This is a genomic window from Pseudomonas sp. GD03842 (assembly GCF_029841165.1).
Classification (GTDB): domain Bacteria; phylum Pseudomonadota; class Gammaproteobacteria; order Pseudomonadales; family Pseudomonadaceae; genus Aquipseudomonas.
The window spans coordinates 399494-417928 of the sequence record NZ_JAOCEA010000001.1 but is presented as its reverse complement, the minus strand read 5'-3'; the positions used below and the strand labels follow the sequence as shown (position 1 = coordinate 417928).

Genomic DNA, 18435 nt, shown 5'->3' with positions numbered 1-18435 from the left:
TTCAGGCCTCAGTCTCTTGGTCAATGCAGCACACTCTGCAAGAACTGCCGAGTGCGAGGATGCTCCGGAGCACCGAAAACCTTGGCCGGTGGCCCCATTTCGACGATCTTGCCGCCGTCGAAGAACACCACCCGGTCCGCCACCTCCCTGGCAAACCCCATCTCGTGGGTGACCACAACCATGGTCATGCCTTCGGCGGCCAGCCCTTTCATCACACTCAGCACCTCGCCCACGGTTTCCGGGTCAAGGGCCGAGGTTGGCTCATCGAACAGCAACAGGCGCGGCTTCATTGCCAGTGCACGGACGATCGCCACCCGCTGTTGCTGCCCGCCCGAGAGTTCGCTGGGATATCCGTCGGCCTTGTGCTTGAGCCCCACGCGGTCAAGCAGGGCCAGTGCGGCGGCTCGAGCGTCGGCCTTGCTGACCCCCTTGACCTTGACCGGGGCGAGAATCATGTTGGCCATCACCGTCAGGTGCGGGAACAGCGTGTAGTCCTGAAATACCATGCCGATGTCTTCGCGCAATCGCGCCATGGCCTTGCGGTCGTCGGCCCGTACCGACTCCCCACCGCCGACCACTACGCTGCCCGCCGATGGCTCCTCCAGGCTGTTCAGGCAGCGGATGAACGTCGATTTTCCCGAGCCGCTGGGGCCGATGATCACCACGACTTCGCCTTGTGCCACGTCAAGGTCGACACCCTTGACGACCTCCACGGACCCAAAGTGCTTGTGCAGGCCGCGCACCGTCAGCATCTTGTTCATAGGCCGGCCTGCGCGCGGGTGGCCGCCTGGAGTTTTTCCTGGGCAGCAGTCAGACGGTCACGCCTGGCCTGATTGGCCTGACGCTCTTGCTGCAAGCGCGCATTGGCGCGGGCCAGGCTCGGACGCAACGAAGACAGCGCTGGCCCCCCCGCCGAGGCGCGGGATTGCACGTTGGCGGTCGGGTCCAGGCACTCCCGCACTTTGTCGGTGGCCAGCTTCAGGGCATGGCCCACTTGGTCACGGGCGCAGACGTCGATCATTTCACTGTCGATACGGTGGGCCGGCAAGCCGGCGTCCATTGCCATGCGCACGGCGGCACCGACGATATGGTGCGCTTCGCGGAACGACAGATCGGCCTCACGCACGATCAGGTCCGCCAGCCCCGTGGCGGTCGAGAAGTCCTCCCCTGCTCGCTGCTTGGCCAATGCCACATTGGGCGTTGCGGTCCGCAGGACCAGCTCGAGCAGCTTCAGGCAGCGCAGGCTCTCCTCAGCCGCCTCCCAGAACCCGCGAGTGCTCTCCCGGTTGCCATCCCCCGTGTGGGAGAAATTGCTGCCTTTGACGGTGACGCTGGCGGCCATCAACAGCCCGACGATATGCCCGGTGCGCCCCTTGAGGTACTCCAGCACGGTGGGGTTTTTCTTCTGCGGCATGATGCTGGAGGTCGCGGCCACGCTGTCTGGGAAATCGATCAGGCCGAACTCATGGGTGCTCCACACGAAGTAGTCCTGCGCCACGCGGCTCCAGAACACCGAGAGCAGGCTCAGGTGCGACAGGCTTTCGAGGATGAAATCCCGCGAGCCGACGGCGTCCAGCGCGTTGTCCAGGTAGCCGTCGAAGCCCAGCAACTCGGCCGTGCGCGCCCGGTCCACATCAAAGGGCGTACCGGCGAACGCCGCGGCACCCAGCGGGCTCTGGTTCATCGTCTCCAGGGTCTGGGTCAGGCGTTTGCAATCCCGCTCCAGCGCTTGCTCGACCGCCGACAGGTAATAGCCGTAGGTGATGGGCTGCGCGGGCTGCAAATGGGTATAGCCGGGCATCACCACCTCGGCGAAAACTTCGGCATTGTTCAGCGCGGTCTGCCGCGTCTGGATCAGCACGTCGATCAACGCCAGCAGCACGTCCCGGCAACGCAGCCGATCGAGGGTGGCGAGAATGTCGTTGCGGCTGCGACCGGTGTGCAGGCGCCCGCCGACGTCAGCGCCGATCTGCTCGATCAGGTGCGCTTCGTAATTGAAATAGGCGTCCTCGCGGGAGGGGTCGAGTGTCACCACGCCAGGGCCGGCGGCCTCCATGTCGAGCACCCCCTTGGCCAGCGCCGTGGCGTGTTCGTGACGGATCAGCCCCTGCTCGGCGAGCATCACGATGTGCGCCTTGTTTACGTTGCCCAGGTTGAGGAAGCCATCGGCGAACCCCTCCAGCCGCGGTCGGTAGATGTACTCGTTGACTTCGGGCGCGGTGGTTTCTTTCAAGCGACGACTGACTTTGGATGCTTGCATGATCAGATCCTTTAACGAGTGGTGCGCATCGCCGGGCGACCCAGGCGACGTTCGAGATAACGGCTGAGCCAACTCAGCAATGAGCAGATGACGAAGTACACCAGCAGCACCGCGCCGTAGACAGCGAACGCGGGGCTGACGCCGGTCATGACGGTGGAGCGCTCGACGATGATCTGGCCGACCTTGAGGAATTCGCTCACGCCCACCAGCGCACCCAGCGAGGTGGCCTGCACCAGCATCGTCAGCAGCCCGGTGTAGGCCGGTAGAATCGCCTTCATCGACTGCGGCGCGATGACATGCCAATAGATCTGCCACGGGCGCAGGCCAAGGGTCCATGCGCTCTTCCATTGGTGCCGGTTGACCGACTCCAGGCCGCCTCGGACGATCTCGATGCCATTGGCGCTGCCCCACAGCGTCAACCCGGTGACCACAGCCGCGAACGGGCTGAGGTCGAGGCCTAGCATCGGCGCACCGAAAAAGATGAAGAACACGTTGACGATCAACGGGATCGAGCGGAACAGCTCGACGTAGCCATGTATCGTCCACCACAGCACCCGGTTCTTGAGGGTGGCGAGCACTCCGAATACCGTCGAGATCAGCGTGGTAAATAACAGGATCACCAGCGCCAGGCGGAGCGTCATCCACAAGCCCTTGAGCACGAAGCCCCAGTTTTCGATCAGAAAATTCATCGAAGGCCTCAGTGCCGGAAAGGCCGTTGCAAGTGAGCCGACAGGCGCCCGGTCAGCAAAGACAGGATCGCCACCAGAAGCAGGTACATCGCACAGATCGCACTGAACATTTCGATGGCGCGAAAATCCGTGGCAATGCGGTCAACCGCCACGAAGGTGAGCTCGGCCAAGCCTATCGCTTGCAGATAGGACGAGTTTTTCAGCAGTGAAATGGACGTATTGAGCACCGCTGGCAGGCTGGTTCGGACGGCAATGGGCAAGGCCACCAGATAGAAGTACTGATGGGTTTTCAGGCTCAAGGCCATACTCGCCTCACGCATCTTGTGCTCCACCGTCGACAGGCCGCCGCGCATGTTTTCCACTTGGTAAGCCCCCGCCCACAGGGATAGACACAGCACACCCGACCAGAACAGCGACAGCTCCATGCCGATCGCGGGCAGGCCGTAGAAAATGAAAAACAGTTGCACCAGAATCGGCGTGTTGCGGATCAGCTCGACGTACAGCACCACCATCTGAGCGAGCCCGGGAATGCGGAAGGCGCGGGCCGCGCCTCCCAGAATCCCGATCAGCAGCGAGAAGGCGATGGCCAGCAGCGAGACCTTCAGCGTCATCAGCACGCCATCGAGCAAGGCTGGCCATTGCGCCACCAGGTAGTTGAAATCGAAATCCATGACGACGCCCGATCAGAGTTTTTCTTCAGGCTTGGCCTGTTCGAAGACGCTCAGGTAATAGCTCTGAATGTTCTGCGGGACGTACTGTTGAACCCAGCCCCGAAAGAGTTTCTCTTCGTGCATTCTGGCGACCGCGGCGCTGAGGTAATCGCGCCAAGCCTCATCGTTCTTGCGCACCCCGATCGCGGCATCGGAAATCTGGAAAGGCTCATTGAGCAGGCGCGCGTCGCCATCGTTGGCAGCGACGACCACCAGCGTGGCGGCGTCGTGGGTGTAGGCGTCGGCCCGCCCCTGCCGGAACGTCTGCAGCGCATCGGCCGCACTGTTCATGCGCAGGGTCTTGACGCCCGGCATATGGTCCTCGAACCACTTGGCCTGAACCGAGCCTTTGAGCGTCGCCAGGGTTTTGCCGTCGAGGTCCTTGATCGAGTGAATCGGGCTGTCTTTCTTCACCACCACATCGCTCGCGCCCCAGCGATACGGCGTGGTGAAGTCAATGACCCGCTGACGTTCAGGGGTGACGCCCAGCGTCGCAATGAGAAAATCGACTTTGCGACCGAGCAGTTGCGGTACACGGTTTTCAGCGGTCACGCAGGTAAAGGTCACTTTGTCCTTGGAGCCCAGCGCCCACAGCGCGATCTGCCTGGACATTTCCACTTCCACACCGGCGAACTCGCCGTTGCCGTTCTGGAAGCCATAAGGCGGCTGGTCACACCGTACACCGGCGCGCAGCTGACCGGCTTGTTTGACCTCATCAGGCACCGGCGGCAGTTCGGTCGCCTGGACCTGAGCCAGCCCCGCCAGCGAAACCCATGAAGCAGCCACGACACGAACGAGAAATTTTGACGCAAACGACATATTGCCTCCTGGTTGGCTAGTCGCGCGGCGCCATGGAAAGGCGTCGAGCGACGATTTCAAGGGCAGACTTAATACGCACCATGCAGCGCATCGGCGCTGGGGCATCGCGTCCATCTGCGCGGACTGTCGATGTCGAAAACAGTTATAAAGCCTCTGGATCATGCCAACAAATGACAATACATTGGGCATCCATACCAAATTGATATGCCCCCATGAACTTCAAACAAGTGGAAGCCTTCCGCGCCGTGATGCTGAGTGGTTCGATGACCGCCGCTGCCGAGTCGCTGCACACTTCGCAACCCAACATCAGTCGGCTCATCGCACAGCTGGAACGCGGCAGCGGGTTCAAGCTGTTCGAACGCGTGGGAGGACGCCTGCTGCCCACGGACGAAGGCGCAGCGTTATTTGCCGATGTGGAACGGGCCTTCATCGGGCTGCAAAGCCTCGAGAAGTCGGCGCAGAACATCCGCCGGGGCGGTACCGGTCAACTGCGGATCGCGGCGGTGCCGTCTTTGTCATTGACGCTATTGCCGGAGGTGATCCGACGATTTCGTGAGGAAAACCCGGACGCCGCCATCTCGATTCACACCAATGATTCGCCGATGGTCGCCCACTGGGCCGCCTCGCAGTTCTGCCATGTGGGGCTTGCGTCTTATGTAGGGGACGATATGCCAGGCGTGCGTACGCGCAAAATCTGCGATGTACCGGGGGTGTGCGTCTTTCCAAAGGGGCATCGGCTGGCGGCACTGACGACCGTCAGACCCGAAGACGTCTACGGTGAGGAGTTCATTTCCCTGTCGCAAAACGACGGTGCCCGCGCCCGGGTGGACCGGGTGTTCGCCGATGAGAAGGAATACCGCAAGCTGAACCTGGAAACGCCCTATGCGGCGACGGTGTGTTCATTGGTGGCGCTGGGGCTGGGCGTGAGCATCGTCAGCCCAATGGTCGCGCGGGAGTACCTGCACTTAGGTGTCGAGACCCGACCGTTCGAGCCGCAGATTCGCTTTTCAACCTATTTGCTGCTGCCCGAAGATCGACCGCAAAGCCTGCTCAGCCAGCGTTTCAGCGTGTTGATCGAGCACATGCTCACCGAGGCAAGCAAGGCGTGGGAGGTGTGATGGCGTTTTTCACCCGCGTGGCGTTCCTCACTTCAATCGGCCAGAGGCACGGCCCATGCAGCGCACACGGCGCTCTTCGACACGCTGCGCGAACCAGGCGGTCGTCAGCTTGCGAGTGATTTTCGGGCTCTCCAGCACAATGCCCGGCAGAATCGCCCGAGGCAGCGGGTTGCCCGCGGCTTTGTCGGCCAGCGCGAAGACCTGGCGGTAGAGGTCCGTGTTTTCGAAGTCCGCCGTATCGCCCTTCTCCAACGCACTGCGAATGGTGCTGTTGCGCATGCCCAACTGGGCGTGCAGGCTGCGCACGGCCAGTTCCGTCTGCCCCAGCGATGGGCCGAAGCCATAGCTGATCAGGTCGCCGTCTAAGGCCAGGCGCTTACCGGAAAGCCGGGCCACGGCACTTTGAAACGCCGCGTTGCGGCTGGCGTACCATCCGGCGTTGAAATCCGCGAACCGGTAGATCGGCCTGTCATAACTCACCGGGTACCCCAGCAAGTGCGCGATGCCGAAATACATCCCACCGCGGCGCGAGAACACCTCGTGGCGGATGGAACCCTCCACCGGATACGGATAGTCCCGCGCCTGGCGCTCGGCGAATTCGATGCTCACTTGCATGGGCCCGGCGGTGTGCACCGGGTTGAAGGTGCCGAACAATGTCTTGCCCAGCGGCACCATGCCAATGAAATCCTCGAAGATGGCGCTCAAATCCTTTTCGGTGCGCGCTGCGGCAAGGCGCTCGTTATAGGTTTTGCCGGTGGGCGAGCGGATGTCCAGCGCGCTGCGGACGAGCAAGTTGGGAATGTGCGCCTTGCCGGCACGACGGTCGATTTCAGCCCGGGCGATGCCCCCCATTCCCGGCACCGCAGGATCGACCTGAAAATTGGATTCCTGCTCGGTCACCGCCACCGCCGAACACAGGTTTTCAACGCTCGGCGCGATGCCTTGGGACTCGAACGCCGTATAGATGTCGGTCGCCCAGCCCTGGCGATCGGATACGGACGGCGGCAGAAGTCGCACGATCTCGCTGCGCACCAGATCCGGTGGCGGTGGTGGCGTCTGCTGTCGGGGCGTGCTGCAAGCGGCGAGCAGCGTCATCAGCGTCAGGCCGGTCAGCGTGCGGATGAGGCTGGGACAGAGGTTCGAAAGCATAAGAACTCGACATTCAAAGTGTGCAATGGCGTGTTGGACCACAGCGTCATGCCAGTGACTCATCGCTCAGCCCTGTCTGCTGTCGATCGCCCGGCGCAACCTCGTTGTCCCTGAAACCCGGCCGATCGCTGGGCCTGCCACCTCTCAAGCCCAGTCGCATCCACTCGACCGCAGGTCGGTCTGCGCCCTCTCCCGCCAACTTTTCGGGATAATGCCGGTCCAACCGCCCCGAACACGAGCACGGGAGAATCCTGTTTGAACATCGCTGGCGTCATATTCGACTGCGACGGCACCCTGGTGGACAGCGAACGACTGGCCGCCGGATTGTTGCGCGATATCCTGCAAGAACACCAAGTCACGTTGACCGTCGATGAGGTGCTGGCGCGTTTCCGCGGGGTGCAGTTCGCGCTGTGCATGGAGGGCTTGTGTCGGGATTATCCCGGATTGCCGAACATCGAAATCGTCAACAGCTTCCGCGCGCGCACGCTGCCGTTGCTGCAGGAAAAGCTGGAAGAGATGCCGGGCGCCGTCGAGTTCGTGCGCGGGCTATCCCTGCCCAAGTGCGTGGCATCGAACGGCCCGCGCAGCAAGATCGAAACCTGCCTGAGCACCGTCGGCCTGCTGGATGTGTTCCATGGCTTGATTGTCAGCGCGTATGAAGTGGAGGCCTGGAAACCTTCGCCGGTACTCATCGAGCATGCGGCGGACCTGCTGGGGCTCAAACCCGATGAATGCCTGCTGGTCGAAGACAGCATCCCCGGCGTTCAGGCCGGGCTGAGCGCAGGTGCGCAAGTCGCCGGCTACGGTGAGACGGACTTCTCCGAGTTCGTAGAGCATGCCAATTTCCATCCGGTGAAAACTTTCGGCGAGTTGAAAGTGCTGGTGCAGCGCATCAGTTGACACGGGCACCGGCTCGCGGACAGCGAGCTCGTGTCATCGGACGTGCGGCAGGGTTTTCCAAGCTCCGCGCCTTGCCTGAGCAGATCGGACTCTATACTGTATATAAAAACAGTGAAGAGAACGGTCATGCAGCTGATCGATAAGTTGAGCATCCTCGCCGACGCGGCCAAGTACGACGCGTCCTGCGCCAGCGGCGCCGCGCCCAAACGCAGTTCGGAAGGCAAATCCGGTATCGGCTCCAGCACCGGTATGGGCATCTGTCACAGCTATACGCCGGATGGCCGCTGCGTGTCGCTGCTGAAAATCCTGCTGACCAACTTCTGCCTGTATGACTGCCAATACTGCGTCAACCGCCGCTCCAGCGACGTGCCCCGCGCACGTTTCAGCCCGGAAGAGGTGGTGACCCTGACCCTCGATTTCTACCGCCGCAACTGCGTCAGCGGCCTGTTTCTCAGCTCCGGCATCATTCGCTCGGCGGACTACACGATGGAGCAACTGGTGCGGGTCGCGAAACTGCTGCGCGAGGAACATGAATTCCGCGGCTACATCCACCTCAAGACCATTCCTGAAGCCGATCCTGCCTTGATCGAGGAAGCCGGTCGCTACGCCGATCGCCTCAGCGTCAATATCGAATTGCCAACCCAGGTCGGCTTGCAGACACTGGCGCCGGAAAAGGAAATGGGCTCGATCAAACAGGCCATGAAGACGATCCACATCGGCCAACAGACCGTGCTCAACGAGCCCAGAGCCCCACGGTTCACACCGGCCGGGCAGAGCACGCAGATGATCGTCGGCGCCGATGAAACCGATGACAGCACCCTGCTGCACACCGCCGAGTCGCTGTATGGCGATTACCGCCTCAAGCGTGTTTATTACTCGGCGTTCAGCCCGATTCCCAACAGCCCGAAAAGCGTGCCGCTCGCCGCCCCCCCTCTGCTGCGCGAACATCGTCTTTACCAGGCTGACTTTCTGCTGCGCGGCTATGGCTACAGTGCCAATGAAATTTTGCCGGGGCCGGGCCACCTGGCGTTGGACATCGACCCGAAACTGGCTTGGGCGCTGGAACACCGTGACGCCTTCCCGCTGGACCTCAACCGCGCCGAACCCGCAATGATCGCGCGCATCCCCGGCATCGGTATACGGACCACTCAACGCCTCGTGGAACTGCGGCGGCAGCGGCGGATTCGCTATGAAGACTTGACCCGGCTGCGCTGCGTGTTGTCGAAAGCCCGGCCTTTCATCATCACCAGCGACTACCATCCTCGGCAGGCAGAAAGCTCCAGCGTGCTGCTGCGCGAGCAACTGCGCGACAAGCCTCAACCCCAACAGATGGCGCTGTGGGCATGATCATTCTCGACTGCGACGACCTCTTCGAGACCTGGCGCCAGCAGGCCCGTTGGCTGTTAAGCCACCAGATCAACCCGGACCAGGTGACTTGGCGCGTGCCGGAAGACGCTGATCTGTTCTCCAGCGATCACGCTGTCCCGGACCAGATGGGCCCTTTTCAGGCCAAGGTGCCCTTGGCACTGCTGGAGCTGCTGCAAAATGCCGCGCAGTACTGCGGAGAGCAGCGTTGGACGCTGTTGTACGAAGTGCTGTGGCGCGTGAGCCACGGTGACCGCACGGCCATGCTGGCAGGAGACAAGCTGGGCAGCGAATTGCATCGTCGCTTGAAACGGGTCAGCCGCGAGGCCCATCATCTGCATGCGTTTCTGCGCTTCATTGCCCTGCCCGCTGACCCCAATCCCAAAGACCTTTCGGTGAAAGCCGCCCTGCTGGACATGCAGACGCTTCCGGAATTCGTGGCCTGGCACGAACCGGCGCACGATATTCTGCGCACCGCGAGCGAGCACTTCATCGGTCGGCTGGGGCGCCACCGCTGGATGATCGCGACCCCTAACGACGGTGTGTTCTACGACGGGCAGCAGCTCGTTCATAAACGTCGCTGCCCGGAAGCGTGGAAAGCGCTGGCGCGCAATGCCGATGACCCCCATGGCGAACTGTGGCTGACCTACTACAGCCACATCTTCAATCCCGCGCGGCTCAACCCCAAGGTCATGCAGGGCCATTTGCCGGCGCGGTTCTGGAAAAACCTGCCTGAAGGCCCATTGATCCCCGCGTTGATCAGCGAGGCGCGGACCGGCAAGCAGCGGGATGGCCAGGCCCGGCAGATTGCCGAGCGGCGAGGCAAGGTGATTCGCCGGTAGCGTCGAGGAGCTGCTATTGCTGATGCACAGCGGTCTGCATGCCCGCCGTGCTGATCGGCCCGCCCAGTGCGGAGCCAAAGAACTGCACCGCCTCGTTGCTCAGGGTGCGATGAATGTCTTCGCGATCCACCCCCGTGGCATCCGTGCACAGGCCCGGTGTCGTCGCGCGTTGCATGTCGTCACAGGGCGCCATGAACACGAAATGCCCGGCGCCGGCCAACAATTTGAAGTCTCTGACTTCGGGCAGCTTGCGCGCCAACGCTTCGGCGTTCTTGTCGATGGCCAACAATTCATCGCCATCGCCGCTGTACAACAGCACGGGCACATGCACGTCTGCCAGCGTGTGACGACCAAACATCAGCCCCAATGGCGCCATCAGCATCAGTGCGCCCACGCGCGGATCAGCCTGGGCATGCAGGTCGTCACGGTCGGCCAGCAGCTCACCCTGAGTCTTGCAGGCATCGATGTCTTGGGGCCGCTGCATGCAGTAATTGCGCAAGCGCTGAAGGTCCGGTTGCGCCCCGGCGAGAATCAGCGCCGTCTCGCCACCGGCCGAATAGCCAATGACGCCGACGCGTCGAGCGCTGATATAGGGTGAAAGCATGGGATCGAGTAACGCCGCGCTGATTGCCTCGGAAACCTGCAACGGGCGGCCATACAGGTTGCTGAGGCTGCCCAGGCGGCTGTGATCTAGGTAGTTGTCCCCGGGATGGAACACGGCGACGACGACGAAGCCGCGCCGTGCGAGGGACGTGGCGATGTCATGCTGAGCCAGTGGCGTGCCGGTGTTGCCATGGGACAGCATCAATAGCGGAAACCGGCCCATGGCGACCCTGGCATCTTCTGTCGCTTCGATGGGGTAGCCTTGAACGCGGGTGACCTTGTCCGGATCGGTAGAAGGGTAAAACGCATAGGCGTGCATGGGCCGGGAATCCAGCGGATCGATGAACGTCAGTTCGTGAAATCCCACATTCCAGTTCTGCCGTTCGCTGGCTTGCACTGAAAGCAAGCCGCTCAACAGGCTGATCACCACCATTGCACAAAGACGCATCATCGCAATGCCCCTCACCCTTCCGATCCTTGCCTGCTCACTCAGTCCCTGATGGCCTGAGCGCCTTGTAAACCGTTGCCTGTAGCCATCTGACACAGGCACGCAGATAACATTCACTGCGATTTACCAAAGGTCAGTGCACAAGACGGGCCAACCGCGAATACGGTGCGGGCCGTTATCCTCATTCCTTCGGTTACGGCGTTTTCGGCGACCACTTTACTGCCATCTCGGCAGGTTACTCGCAAAGAAACCGCAAAGGCTGTCCGGTGGCTGAACGCCGCTCGATCTGCGGGCGGAAAACGCGAAAGCCCCGCCGCCGGCAGGCACAGAGCCTTGGGCGGAGGGGCTTTCGAGCGTGTCACGCGCTGGGGTCGGGCCTGCCGACCCTCAACCTCAATGGCGGGGCGACAGGTCAGGCGAACAGGGTTTCAGCGATGTGCTTTTGCGCCGCGCTGATGGCGTTGGCGCGAGGTTCGTCACCGTAAGCCAGGCCATGGGCGAAGACGAACTGCAGGTCGGTCACGCCGATGAAGCCGAACAGCACTTTCAACAGGTCCTCATGGCCGACGCTGGTCGGCTGGCCCTGATGCAAGCCGCCAGCCGTCGAAACGATGATCACCTGCTTGCCTTTGCACAGGCCTTCGGGGCCTGCTTCGGTGTAGCGGAAGGTGCGCCCGGCCACGGTGATGCGGTCGATCCAGGCTTTCAGCTGGCTTGGGATGGTGAAGTTGTACATGGGCGCGCCGATCACCACCACGTCCGAGGACAGGAATTCCTCAAGGGTGGCTTCGTTGGTTTGCACTTCCAACTGCTGGGCGGCGTCGCGGCCTTCGACCGGGGTGCCCGCCGCGGCCAGGGTCGCTGCGGAAAAGTGGCTCAACGCATCGCTGGCCAGATCGCGGTACACCACTTCGGTGCCCGGCTGCGTCGCTACGAACGACTGCACCACGCTGCGGCTCAACTGGCGCGACGCCGAGTGATCGCCAAGGATGCTGGAATCGATGTGCAAAAGTTTCATAAAAGGCCTCCCAAATGAGAATCGCGCGGGGCGATCAGATGGGAATCATCCTACCTTGCAATCCAATCCTTGATTAGTCAGCGAAAATGCGATGGTTCGTTCTACCAATAGAACAATCGTGGATTCAGAGGCACCGGTGGTGTTTCCCGCAAGCCGCAGCCATCGCGCAATGATGAGTGATGAAAGCAGCCCAACTGGTCCCGTGGACCGCCCTCAGCTGGCGTTGCCCGTCGACGAACCTTGCCTTGCGCGTCGGCATCGTTCAGAGCAATATTTCACGTCGTCCCAACACCGGGCCCACTTCTTGCGCCACGTAAACGGCAGGCCACAGACCTTGCACTGTTTGATCGGAAGGTCAGCCTTCTTCACGATGATGTCTCCTTGCACGTGCCCTGACTGGCTTGCGGTGGACCGGTGACTCAACCCGACGCTCATCGCAGCCGACGTGCGGTGATGATGTCACCCCCGCCCAACCGACGGAATCAAAAGCACGTGCCCACTGGCGACCCCAGAAACCTCAACGATTTGTTTTATTTTGCCAAAGTGGTCGAGGCTGGCGGCTTCGCAGCGGCCGGTCGCCTGCTCGGAATACCCAAGTCCAGGCTGTCCCGTCGTATCGCCGAACTGGAAGAACGTCTGGACACGCGGCTGATCCAGCGCACCACCCGCAAGCTGCAACTCACAACCCTGGGTGAACGTTATTTGCGGCACTGCCAGGCGATGCTGATCGAAGCGGATCTGGCCGATGAGATGGTGGCGAGCGCCGCCAGCGTGCCGAGAGGGCCGCTGCGCGTGAGCAGCCCGGTGGGGTTGGCCAGCCAACTGCTGACCCCAGTGGTGCAAGCCTTCCTTCAGCAGTACCCGCAAGTGCAGTTGGACCTGTTGCTGGTCAACCGCCGCGTGGACCTGATCAATGAGGGCATCGATGTCGCGCTCAGGGTGCGCGAGGCCGACGACGAAGAACCCAACCTGATCACCCGGCGCCTGCGGGAAGCGCAGACCGAGGTGGTGGCCGCGCCCCATTTCGCCGCAGGGCGCTCATTGACTCACCCGCGGGAGTTGCTGGACCTGCCGTTCCTCGGCGCCCTCGATCCCGATCGGCTGTCACGGACGCGGCTGTTCAACGCGAGCGGTGAGCGGTTCGACCTGGCGATGCCGGCAAGGCTGGGGGTCGAAGACTTCACCATGCGTAAACAGGCGGCGTTGGCGGGATTGGGCTTCACGGTGTTGCCCATGATGTATTGCGAAGCGGAACTGGCCGAAGGGACGCTGGTGCGCCTGCTTCCGCAGTGGCACTGCCCTCCCGCCTGGTTACAGGCGGTCTATCCTCACAGGCGAGGCGTCTTGCCTGCAGTGCGCGCCTGGCTCGAACACCTCACCCATGCCTTCGACCAATGCGCGGGGCGGCCTATTTGAAAACCCTGTCTTGAAAACCCCTATGAAGATTGAAGAAGTTGCACACTTTTGCCTGTCGCTGCCCGGCGCCAGGGAAGATTACAAATGGGGCGGTGTGCGCGTCTTTTCCATCGCCGAGACCAAAATGTTCGCGGTGATGGGGCTGGCCGGGGACGATCTGTCCTTTAAGGTCGCGCCGGAAGGCTTTCTCGGCTACGTCGACCGCCCCGGTATCCGCCCTGCCCCTTACCTGGCCCGAGCGCACTGGATCACCCTCAGGGTGCCGCTGGCCATGGGCGACGAGGAATTGCGCGATGCGCTCGTACGTTCGCACCAGTTGGTGGTGAGCCGGCTGCCGAAGAAACGCCAGGCAGCCCTCAAGCTCTGATTGCCCGGCAAACGACTCAATAGAAGTGCCGTGCGAGAAAGTTGCCGCCGGCCAGCACCTGATCGGCCCACAGCAGTTCATGCATCAGCACGATCAGCCAGAACACCCACTGAAAACTGAACTTGCGTGTCTTGTGGCGAAACACTTGTTGCGCCACCAGCGCGCCCGGCCAGCCGCCCAGAAGCTCGACGCTGTGCAACCACTTTTCGGCGATGCGGTGCCCCTGGCGGCGGGCCTGTTGCTTGTCGTAGCCGTACAGTCCGAACGCCAGCAGGCTCATCAACGGGTAGATGCCCAGAACCCACCCATGGCCGCCATGCAGACCGTAGGCGACCATGCCATAGCCTGGCAAGGCGCACAGGCCGACCAGCATCAGCAGCTTGAATTTGAGAAACCGTACTGGGCGTTTCTCGGCATGGCTGTCGCGGGTGGGCTTGATGGGCTGATTCATCGGCTTACACCTGCACGCTGGACCAGTCGACCCAGCCGAATGCCCACGTCGCCAGAATCAACAGGCCGAACGCGATGCGGTACCAGGCAAAGACCGCATAACTGTGGGTGGCGATGAACTTGAGCAGCCCTCGCACCGCAATCATCGCGAAGACGAATGAGGTAATGAACCCCAGCGCGAACACTGCGAAATCGCCCGGTTGAAACAATGCGTGGTACTTGTAGCCCGAATAGACCGATGCCGCGACCATGGTCGGCATCGCCAGGAAGAACGAGAACTCGGTGGCCGCTTTGCGCGACAGGCCGAACAACAGGCCGCCGATGATGGTCGAGCCTGAACGCGACGTCCCGGGGATCATGGCCAGGCACTGGGCGAAGCCCACTTTCAGGGCTTCGACCCACGTCATGTCGTCGACGGTCTCGGCGCGTATCTCATGCTCCCGGCGCTCGGCCCACAGCATGACGAAACCGCCGATGACCAGTGCCGCCGCCACGGTGATCGGGTTGAACAGGTATTCGTGGATCAGATCCGAAAACAGCATGCCCAACACCACGGCGGGCAACACACCGATGATCAGGTTGAACGTGAAGCGCCTGGCCTGGGGCTGAGTGGTCAGCCCGCTGGCGACATCCAGAATCTTGTGCCTGAACGCCCACATCACGGCGAGGATCGCCCCCAACTGGATGATGATGTTGAACGCCATCGCACGTTCTCCACCGAAGCCGATGAGGTCGGCCACGATGATTTGGTGGCCCGTGCTGGAGATCGGCAAAAACTCCGTCAACCCTTCGACGACACCGAGTATCAACGCCTGTGCGGCGGTCCAAAAATCCATCATTCCCCCAAATGGAGCCCGCTCATGGCAAGGCTCTCTTGATATGTTTCGAGCACTGTTCGGCGCACGATAAACCGGTTGATGTAAAAAACGCATGAACAGTCAAGACAGCACCTCCCGCCCGCAGGCGCGGCGATCCTACCAGACCTCCGGGACAATCGCTCTAGCCTCGCTCGAACCCCACGGCGCCTTGATGAGCTTTCCCGAGCACCGCTCACCACAACCGCCAACAAAGCGCTTACAATCCCCGCCCCTTGCGCAACGACCTCAGGAGCTTCCATGTCCGGGCTTGAATTGTTCGCCGCTGCACTCGGCGTCATCGCCGTCTGGCTGACGGTCAAACAAAACCCCTGGTGCTGGCCGATTGGCCTGGTGATGGTGCTGCTTTACGTCTGGATCTTTTTCGACGTGAAGCTCTACTCCGACATGCTCTTGCAGGTTGTCTATGCCGTGTTGCAGCTGTATGGCTGGTGGCAGTGGACCCGGCGCGGCGAACGCAGAGACGTGCGCCAAGTCACCTCGCTGGGCGGCGGCCCCCTGGCGATGAGCCTGGCCATCGGCGCCATCGTGAGCCTGGCGCTGGGGGCCGCGATGGCGCATTTCACCGACGCCGCGCAGCCCTGGCTGGATGCCGCGCTGACCGGCTTCAGCCTGGTCGCCCAGGTGTGGATGGCCCAGAAACGTGTGCAATGCTGGCCGCTTTGGATTGTGCTCGACGTCATTTTTGTAGGGCTCTTCCTTTATAAAGCGCTGTACCTGACAGCGGGCTTGTATGCTTTGTTCACGCTGCTGGCGGTCCAGGGTTGGCGTGAGTGGCGCGCAGACCCTGCGCTGGCACGCTGATCCACGATGAAAGTTCTGGTATTGGCAGGTCCGGAATCCAGCGGCAAAAGCTGGCTGGCCGAGCAGATTCAACAGCGCTTCGGCGGTGTGCTGGTGGGCGAATACGTGCGCGACTTCATTGACGAGCACCAACGAGACACCTGCTATGCCGACATTCCAGCCATCGCTCGCGGGCAATTGGCGCGAGAAGATGCCGCCCGGTCGGGCGCACCGTCACTCCTGACACTCGATACCCATCTGCTGAGCAACCTGTTGTGGAGCCAGACACTGTTCGGCGACTGCCCGCCATGGCTGGAAACCGAACTGCTCGCCCGGCGCTATGACTTGCACTTGCTGTTGTCACCGGACGGCGTCGATTGGGTGAGCGACGGGCAGCGATGCCAGCCGTTGCTCTCCGAGCGTCGAGCGTTCTTCCGCGCGAGCCAGAGCTGGCTGGAACGGCATCATCAGCGGTTCGAGGTGATCGACGGAAGTTGGAGCTACCGCAGGGATCGAGCGTTTGCGGCAGTGGAACGATTGCTGAATCAAGCGTGAAGCCATTGGCCAGCGTCCGAAGGGCCGGGGGCACTCGGCAAGGCCGCGTAACGGTGATTATCGGATCTGATGCTTGTGCAACAACCGGTAGAACGTCGGCCGCGAGATGCCGAGCACCTTGGCCGCGACACTCAGGTTATCGCTGTGGCGGGTCAGCACGTCGCACAGCGCCTGTCGCTCCGCGCGGCTTTTGTACTCGTCCAGCGTGCCCATGCTCGAACTGATTTCCTCTTCACCGAGCAGCCCGAGATCGAACGCTTCGATCTGACGGCCTTCGGCGAGTACCAGGCCTCGACGCACGCGATTTTCCAGCTCGCGGACATTCCCCGGCCAGTCGTGCTTGCCCATAGCGACCAGCGCGTCTTGACTGAAGTTGCGCGGGCGTCGCCCGGTTTCCTGGCTGTAAAGATGCGCAAAATGATTGGCCAGCAAGGCCAGGTCGCCGTGCCGCTCACGGAGGGGCGCAGTCCCCACCTGCAAGACGTTCAGACGGTAATACAAGTCTTCGCGAAACCGCTTCTTGCGTATCGCCGACTCGAGATCGATATGGGTCGCCGCCAAGATCCGCACATCCACCGGCACCCGGCCCTCGGCGGTTTCGATATACCGGTCCTGCAGGAAGCGCAGCAGCCTGGCCTGCACGTCCAGGGGCATTTCCCCCAGCTCATCGAGAAACAACGTGCCACCGTCAGCGGCTTCGATACGCCCCGGTTTGCGCGGCGAACCACCGGGGTGGGTGTCACCTTCTTCACCAAACAATTCGAAATCGAGCTGATGTTCGGGAATGGCACTGCAGTTGACTGAAACGAATGGCTGATCGCTCCGTTGCGACTGTTCGTGCAGCAGGTGCGCCACCAACGCCTTACCGGTGCCCGTCTCGCCGCGGATGAGCACCGGCGATTCGGTTGGGGCCAGCTTGGAAAGCAAACGACGCAACTCGCGAACGGGCCGACTCTCACCCAGCATCTGGTGCTCCGCTGCTGCGCTGTACCCAGCCCCCTGCGCACGCAGGCGGGCCATGCCGTATGCGCGCCCGAGCGTGACCTGCACCCGCGCGACATCGAACGGTAAGGTGTGGAAGTCGAAGAACCATTCGCAAACGAAGTCGCCAATTGACTCCCGACGCAGGTCGTCAGCGGTCAGCACCGCGATCCATTCGGTCTGGCTGCGGGTGATGAGATCCTTGATGCGCTGTGGCTGATCAAAATGCTGAGGCAGCAGACGAATGAGGCCAACGTCACACGGATGAGACAGCGCCGCATCCAACCCGCAGGTGTCGACTTCCCATCCCGCGATGCGCAGGCCAGGGATCAGACGCAGACAGTCTTCGCAGGGTTCGACGATCAGCAGGCGACGGACAGAGGCCAGTTCATGCATACGGGTTTCCTTGGCGCCGGAGGGCAACGGGATTTGCACACAGAAAACACATTTAGAAACAGTGTCTTGGCGAGGCTGATTGTTACATTAGCAAATATTTGACACGCGCTTGGACCGATTCACTATAAGCCTCAGATCGAAACGTGCTTAACAGCGTTGAGCGAAAGGCGGGCAGGATGAAGTACAGGCGACGCGGGCCTATGGCTTAGGACGGAGCCGACACGCGCGCAAATCCGATGCGACAAATCGCCGCGATGTGTAAATAAATTGAAAAAAGTTGAAATCTCTTGTGACTTCTCCGCTGTTCGCGGTCATCAGTACAGGTATCCAGCCGCTCGGTAAGCCCGCCGACGGGGATTGAATTGATTTGGGCACTTGAGGACATTCCATGAACGCCCCTTTGCGCTTCAACGATGCTTTGCTGATCGCCGGTCACGCCTTCGAACCCTTCCAGTGCGTGGCGTGGTCCCCACAGGACGGCAACGGCGAGCTGACACTGACCGTGATCGATCGCACCAGCACTCGCATTGGTCGCAAACAGATTCCCAGCAGCGCCTACTCCGACCCCAAGCAACTGGCGCATGTACTGGAACAGGCACGCGCTGAAATCAGCGAAGAAGGCTACCGCCTGAAACCCTGGACAATGCCCGCCTGAGGCTGCCCGTCATCGTCACGCCGTCCCGGATGGGGT

General features: G+C 61.8%; 21 protein-coding genes. 9 read left to right on the top strand and 12 right to left on the bottom strand.

Annotated features, from left to right (window positions below):
• Window positions 1–20 precede the first annotated feature (20 nt).
• From N5D61_RS01925 to N5D61_RS01905, 5 genes are read right to left on the bottom strand one after another with little or no spacing between them, the layout of a single operon-like run.
• Window positions 21–761: an amino acid ABC transporter ATP-binding protein gene (locus N5D61_RS01925; protein WP_108236542.1), complete on the bottom strand. Its 741-nt coding sequence runs from the start codon at window positions 759–761 to the stop codon at window positions 21–23.
• On the bottom strand, window positions 758–2260 hold the full coding sequence (gene argH, locus N5D61_RS01920; protein WP_279890376.1) for an argininosuccinate lyase: 1503 nt from the start codon (window positions 2258–2260) through the stop codon (window positions 758–760). The genes N5D61_RS01925 and argH overlap by 4 nt, the downstream gene beginning before the upstream one ends.
• An 11-nt stretch (window positions 2261–2271) precedes the next feature.
• Entirely contained in the window at window positions 2272–2949 is a 678-nt protein-coding gene (locus N5D61_RS01915; RefSeq protein WP_108236540.1) for an amino acid ABC transporter permease, read from the bottom strand.
• Window positions 2950–2957: 8 nt separating this feature from the next.
• A complete protein-coding gene (locus tag N5D61_RS01910) occupies window positions 2958–3620 on the bottom strand; it encodes an amino acid ABC transporter permease (protein WP_279890373.1) in 663 nt (220 codons plus the stop codon).
• Between the two features lie 12 nt (window positions 3621–3632).
• Window positions 3633–4478, bottom strand: coding sequence for a transporter substrate-binding domain-containing protein (locus tag N5D61_RS01905; RefSeq protein ID WP_279890371.1), 846 nt, complete (start codon window positions 4476–4478; stop codon window positions 3633–3635).
• Window positions 4479–4690: 212 nt separating this feature from the next.
• On the opposite strand from N5D61_RS01905, the gene N5D61_RS01900 reads away from it, so the two are divergent.
• Window positions 4691–5596: a LysR substrate-binding domain-containing protein gene (locus N5D61_RS01900; protein WP_279890370.1), complete on the top strand. Its 906-nt coding sequence runs from the start codon at window positions 4691–4693 to the stop codon at window positions 5594–5596.
• Between the two features lie 27 nt (window positions 5597–5623).
• Here N5D61_RS01900 and N5D61_RS01895 read toward each other — a convergent pair whose 3' ends face one another.
• Window positions 5624–6745 carry a DUF1615 domain-containing protein gene (locus N5D61_RS01895; RefSeq protein ID WP_279890368.1) on the bottom strand — a complete coding sequence of 374 codons (1122 nt, stop codon included), beginning with the start codon at window positions 6743–6745 and terminating at the stop codon, window positions 5624–5626.
• Between the two features lie 255 nt (window positions 6746–7000).
• On the opposite strand from N5D61_RS01895, the gene N5D61_RS01890 reads away from it, so the two are divergent.
• From N5D61_RS01890 to N5D61_RS01880, 3 genes are all read left to right on the top strand, one after another.
• On the top strand, window positions 7001–7645 hold the full coding sequence (locus tag N5D61_RS01890; RefSeq protein WP_108236536.1) for an HAD-IA family hydrolase: 645 nt from the start codon (window positions 7001–7003) through the stop codon (window positions 7643–7645).
• Window positions 7646–7771: 126 nt separating this feature from the next.
• The gene (locus N5D61_RS01885) at window positions 7772–8992 is read left to right on the top strand and encodes a putative DNA modification/repair radical SAM protein (RefSeq protein WP_279890366.1); all 1221 of its coding nucleotides are present in this window, start codon (window positions 7772–7774) and stop codon (window positions 8990–8992) included.
• Window positions 8989–9852, top strand: a complete 864-nt coding sequence (locus tag N5D61_RS01880) for a TIGR03915 family putative DNA repair protein (protein WP_108236534.1) — start codon at window positions 8989–8991, stop codon at window positions 9850–9852. The genes N5D61_RS01885 and N5D61_RS01880 overlap by 4 nt, the downstream gene beginning before the upstream one ends.
• Window positions 9853–9865: 13 nt before the next feature.
• Here N5D61_RS01880 and N5D61_RS01875 read toward each other — a convergent pair whose 3' ends face one another.
• The 3 genes from N5D61_RS01875 to N5D61_RS01865 form a co-directional block, all read right to left on the bottom strand.
• On the bottom strand, window positions 9866–10906 hold the full coding sequence (locus N5D61_RS01875; protein ID WP_279890363.1) for a dienelactone hydrolase: 1041 nt from the start codon (window positions 10904–10906) through the stop codon (window positions 9866–9868).
• Between the two features lie 409 nt (window positions 10907–11315).
• Entirely contained in the window at window positions 11316–11921 is a 606-nt protein-coding gene (locus N5D61_RS01870) for an FMN-dependent NADH-azoreductase (protein ID WP_108236532.1), read from the bottom strand.
• Between the two features lie 213 nt (window positions 11922–12134).
• Window positions 12135–12290: a DUF2256 domain-containing protein gene (locus N5D61_RS01865; RefSeq protein WP_108236531.1), complete on the bottom strand. Its 156-nt coding sequence runs from the start codon at window positions 12288–12290 to the stop codon at window positions 12135–12137.
• Between the two features lie 123 nt (window positions 12291–12413).
• On the opposite strand from N5D61_RS01865, the gene N5D61_RS01860 reads away from it, so the two are divergent.
• The gene (locus N5D61_RS01860; protein WP_279890362.1) at window positions 12414–13337 is read left to right on the top strand and encodes a LysR substrate-binding domain-containing protein; all 924 of its coding nucleotides are present in this window, start codon (window positions 12414–12416) and stop codon (window positions 13335–13337) included.
• A 22-nt stretch (window positions 13338–13359) separates the two neighbouring features.
• A complete protein-coding gene (locus N5D61_RS01855) occupies window positions 13360–13704 on the top strand; it encodes an MmcQ/YjbR family DNA-binding protein (RefSeq protein WP_108236530.1) in 345 nt (114 codons plus the stop codon).
• A gap of 16 nt (window positions 13705–13720) precedes the next feature.
• Here the strand turns inward: N5D61_RS01855 and N5D61_RS01850 are convergent, their stop codons facing one another.
• Together N5D61_RS01850 and N5D61_RS01845 are read right to left on the bottom strand one after the other, a co-directional pair.
• On the bottom strand, window positions 13721–14155 hold the full coding sequence (locus N5D61_RS01850) for a DUF1294 domain-containing protein (RefSeq protein WP_108236529.1): 435 nt from the start codon (window positions 14153–14155) through the stop codon (window positions 13721–13723).
• 4 nt (window positions 14156–14159) lie between these two features.
• The gene (locus N5D61_RS01845) at window positions 14160–14990 is read right to left on the bottom strand and encodes an undecaprenyl-diphosphate phosphatase (RefSeq protein ID WP_108236756.1); all 831 of its coding nucleotides are present in this window, start codon (window positions 14988–14990) and stop codon (window positions 14160–14162) included.
• Between the two features lie 279 nt (window positions 14991–15269).
• Between N5D61_RS01845 and pnuC the strand changes: the two genes are divergently transcribed.
• Window positions 15270–15833: a nicotinamide riboside transporter PnuC gene (pnuC, locus tag N5D61_RS01840; RefSeq protein WP_108236528.1), complete on the top strand. Its 564-nt coding sequence runs from the start codon at window positions 15270–15272 to the stop codon at window positions 15831–15833.
• Between the two features lie 6 nt (window positions 15834–15839).
• A complete protein-coding gene (locus tag N5D61_RS01835; protein ID WP_108236527.1) occupies window positions 15840–16367 on the top strand; it encodes an AAA family ATPase in 528 nt (175 codons plus the stop codon).
• A gap of 57 nt (window positions 16368–16424) precedes the next feature.
• Here N5D61_RS01835 and N5D61_RS01830 read toward each other — a convergent pair whose 3' ends face one another.
• Entirely contained in the window at window positions 16425–17744 is a 1320-nt protein-coding gene (locus N5D61_RS01830; RefSeq protein ID WP_279890356.1) for a sigma-54 dependent transcriptional regulator, read from the bottom strand.
• 388 nt (window positions 17745–18132) lie between these two features.
• Here N5D61_RS01830 and N5D61_RS01825 point away from each other — a divergent pair, with 388 nt between their 5' ends.
• Window positions 18133–18399, top strand: coding sequence for a hypothetical protein (locus N5D61_RS01825; protein ID WP_108236525.1), 267 nt, complete (start codon window positions 18133–18135; stop codon window positions 18397–18399).
• Window positions 18400–18435: the final 36 nt, after the last annotated feature.

What these genes read in the sequence shown, in the direction of transcription:
- N5D61_RS01925 (WP_108236542.1), bottom strand. Translation starts at nt 761, where the DNA reads ATGAACAAGATGCTGACGGTGCGCGGCCTGCACAAGCACTTTGGGTCC.
- argH (WP_279890376.1), bottom strand. Translation starts at nt 2,260, where the DNA reads ATGCAAGCATCCAAAGTCAGTCGTCGCTTGAAAGAAACCACCGCGCCC.
- N5D61_RS01915 (WP_108236540.1), bottom strand. Translation starts at nt 2,949, where the DNA reads ATGAATTTTCTGATCGAAAACTGGGGCTTCGTGCTCAAGGGCTTGTGG.
- N5D61_RS01910 (WP_279890373.1), bottom strand. Translation starts at nt 3,620, where the DNA reads ATGGATTTCGATTTCAACTACCTGGTGGCGCAATGGCCAGCCTTGCTC.
- N5D61_RS01905 (WP_279890371.1), bottom strand. Translation starts at nt 4,478, where the DNA reads ATGTCGTTTGCGTCAAAATTTCTCGTTCGTGTCGTGGCTGCTTCATGG.
- N5D61_RS01900 (WP_279890370.1), top strand. Translation starts at nt 4,691, where the DNA reads ATGAACTTCAAACAAGTGGAAGCCTTCCGCGCCGTGATGCTGAGTGGT.
- N5D61_RS01895 (WP_279890368.1), bottom strand. Translation starts at nt 6,745, where the DNA reads ATGCTTTCGAACCTCTGTCCCAGCCTCATCCGCACGCTGACCGGCCTG.
- N5D61_RS01885 (WP_279890366.1), top strand. Translation starts at nt 7,772, where the DNA reads ATGCAGCTGATCGATAAGTTGAGCATCCTCGCCGACGCGGCCAAGTAC.
- N5D61_RS01880 (WP_108236534.1), top strand. Translation starts at nt 8,989, where the DNA reads ATGATCATTCTCGACTGCGACGACCTCTTCGAGACCTGGCGCCAGCAG.
- N5D61_RS01875 (WP_279890363.1), bottom strand. Translation starts at nt 10,906, where the DNA reads ATGATGCGTCTTTGTGCAATGGTGGTGATCAGCCTGTTGAGCGGCTTG.
- N5D61_RS01870 (WP_108236532.1), bottom strand. Translation starts at nt 11,921, where the DNA reads ATGAAACTTTTGCACATCGATTCCAGCATCCTTGGCGATCACTCGGCG.
- N5D61_RS01855 (WP_108236530.1), top strand. Translation starts at nt 13,360, where the DNA reads ATGAAGATTGAAGAAGTTGCACACTTTTGCCTGTCGCTGCCCGGCGCC.
- N5D61_RS01850 (WP_108236529.1), bottom strand. Translation starts at nt 14,155, where the DNA reads ATGAATCAGCCCATCAAGCCCACCCGCGACAGCCATGCCGAGAAACGC.
- N5D61_RS01845 (WP_108236756.1), bottom strand. Translation starts at nt 14,990, where the DNA reads ATGGATTTTTGGACCGCCGCACAGGCGTTGATACTCGGTGTCGTCGAA.
- pnuC (WP_108236528.1), top strand. Translation starts at nt 15,270, where the DNA reads ATGTCCGGGCTTGAATTGTTCGCCGCTGCACTCGGCGTCATCGCCGTC.
- N5D61_RS01835 (WP_108236527.1), top strand. Translation starts at nt 15,840, where the DNA reads ATGAAAGTTCTGGTATTGGCAGGTCCGGAATCCAGCGGCAAAAGCTGG.
- N5D61_RS01830 (WP_279890356.1), bottom strand. Translation starts at nt 17,744, where the DNA reads ATGCATGAACTGGCCTCTGTCCGTCGCCTGCTGATCGTCGAACCCTGC.
- N5D61_RS01825 (WP_108236525.1), top strand. Translation starts at nt 18,133, where the DNA reads ATGAACGCCCCTTTGCGCTTCAACGATGCTTTGCTGATCGCCGGTCAC.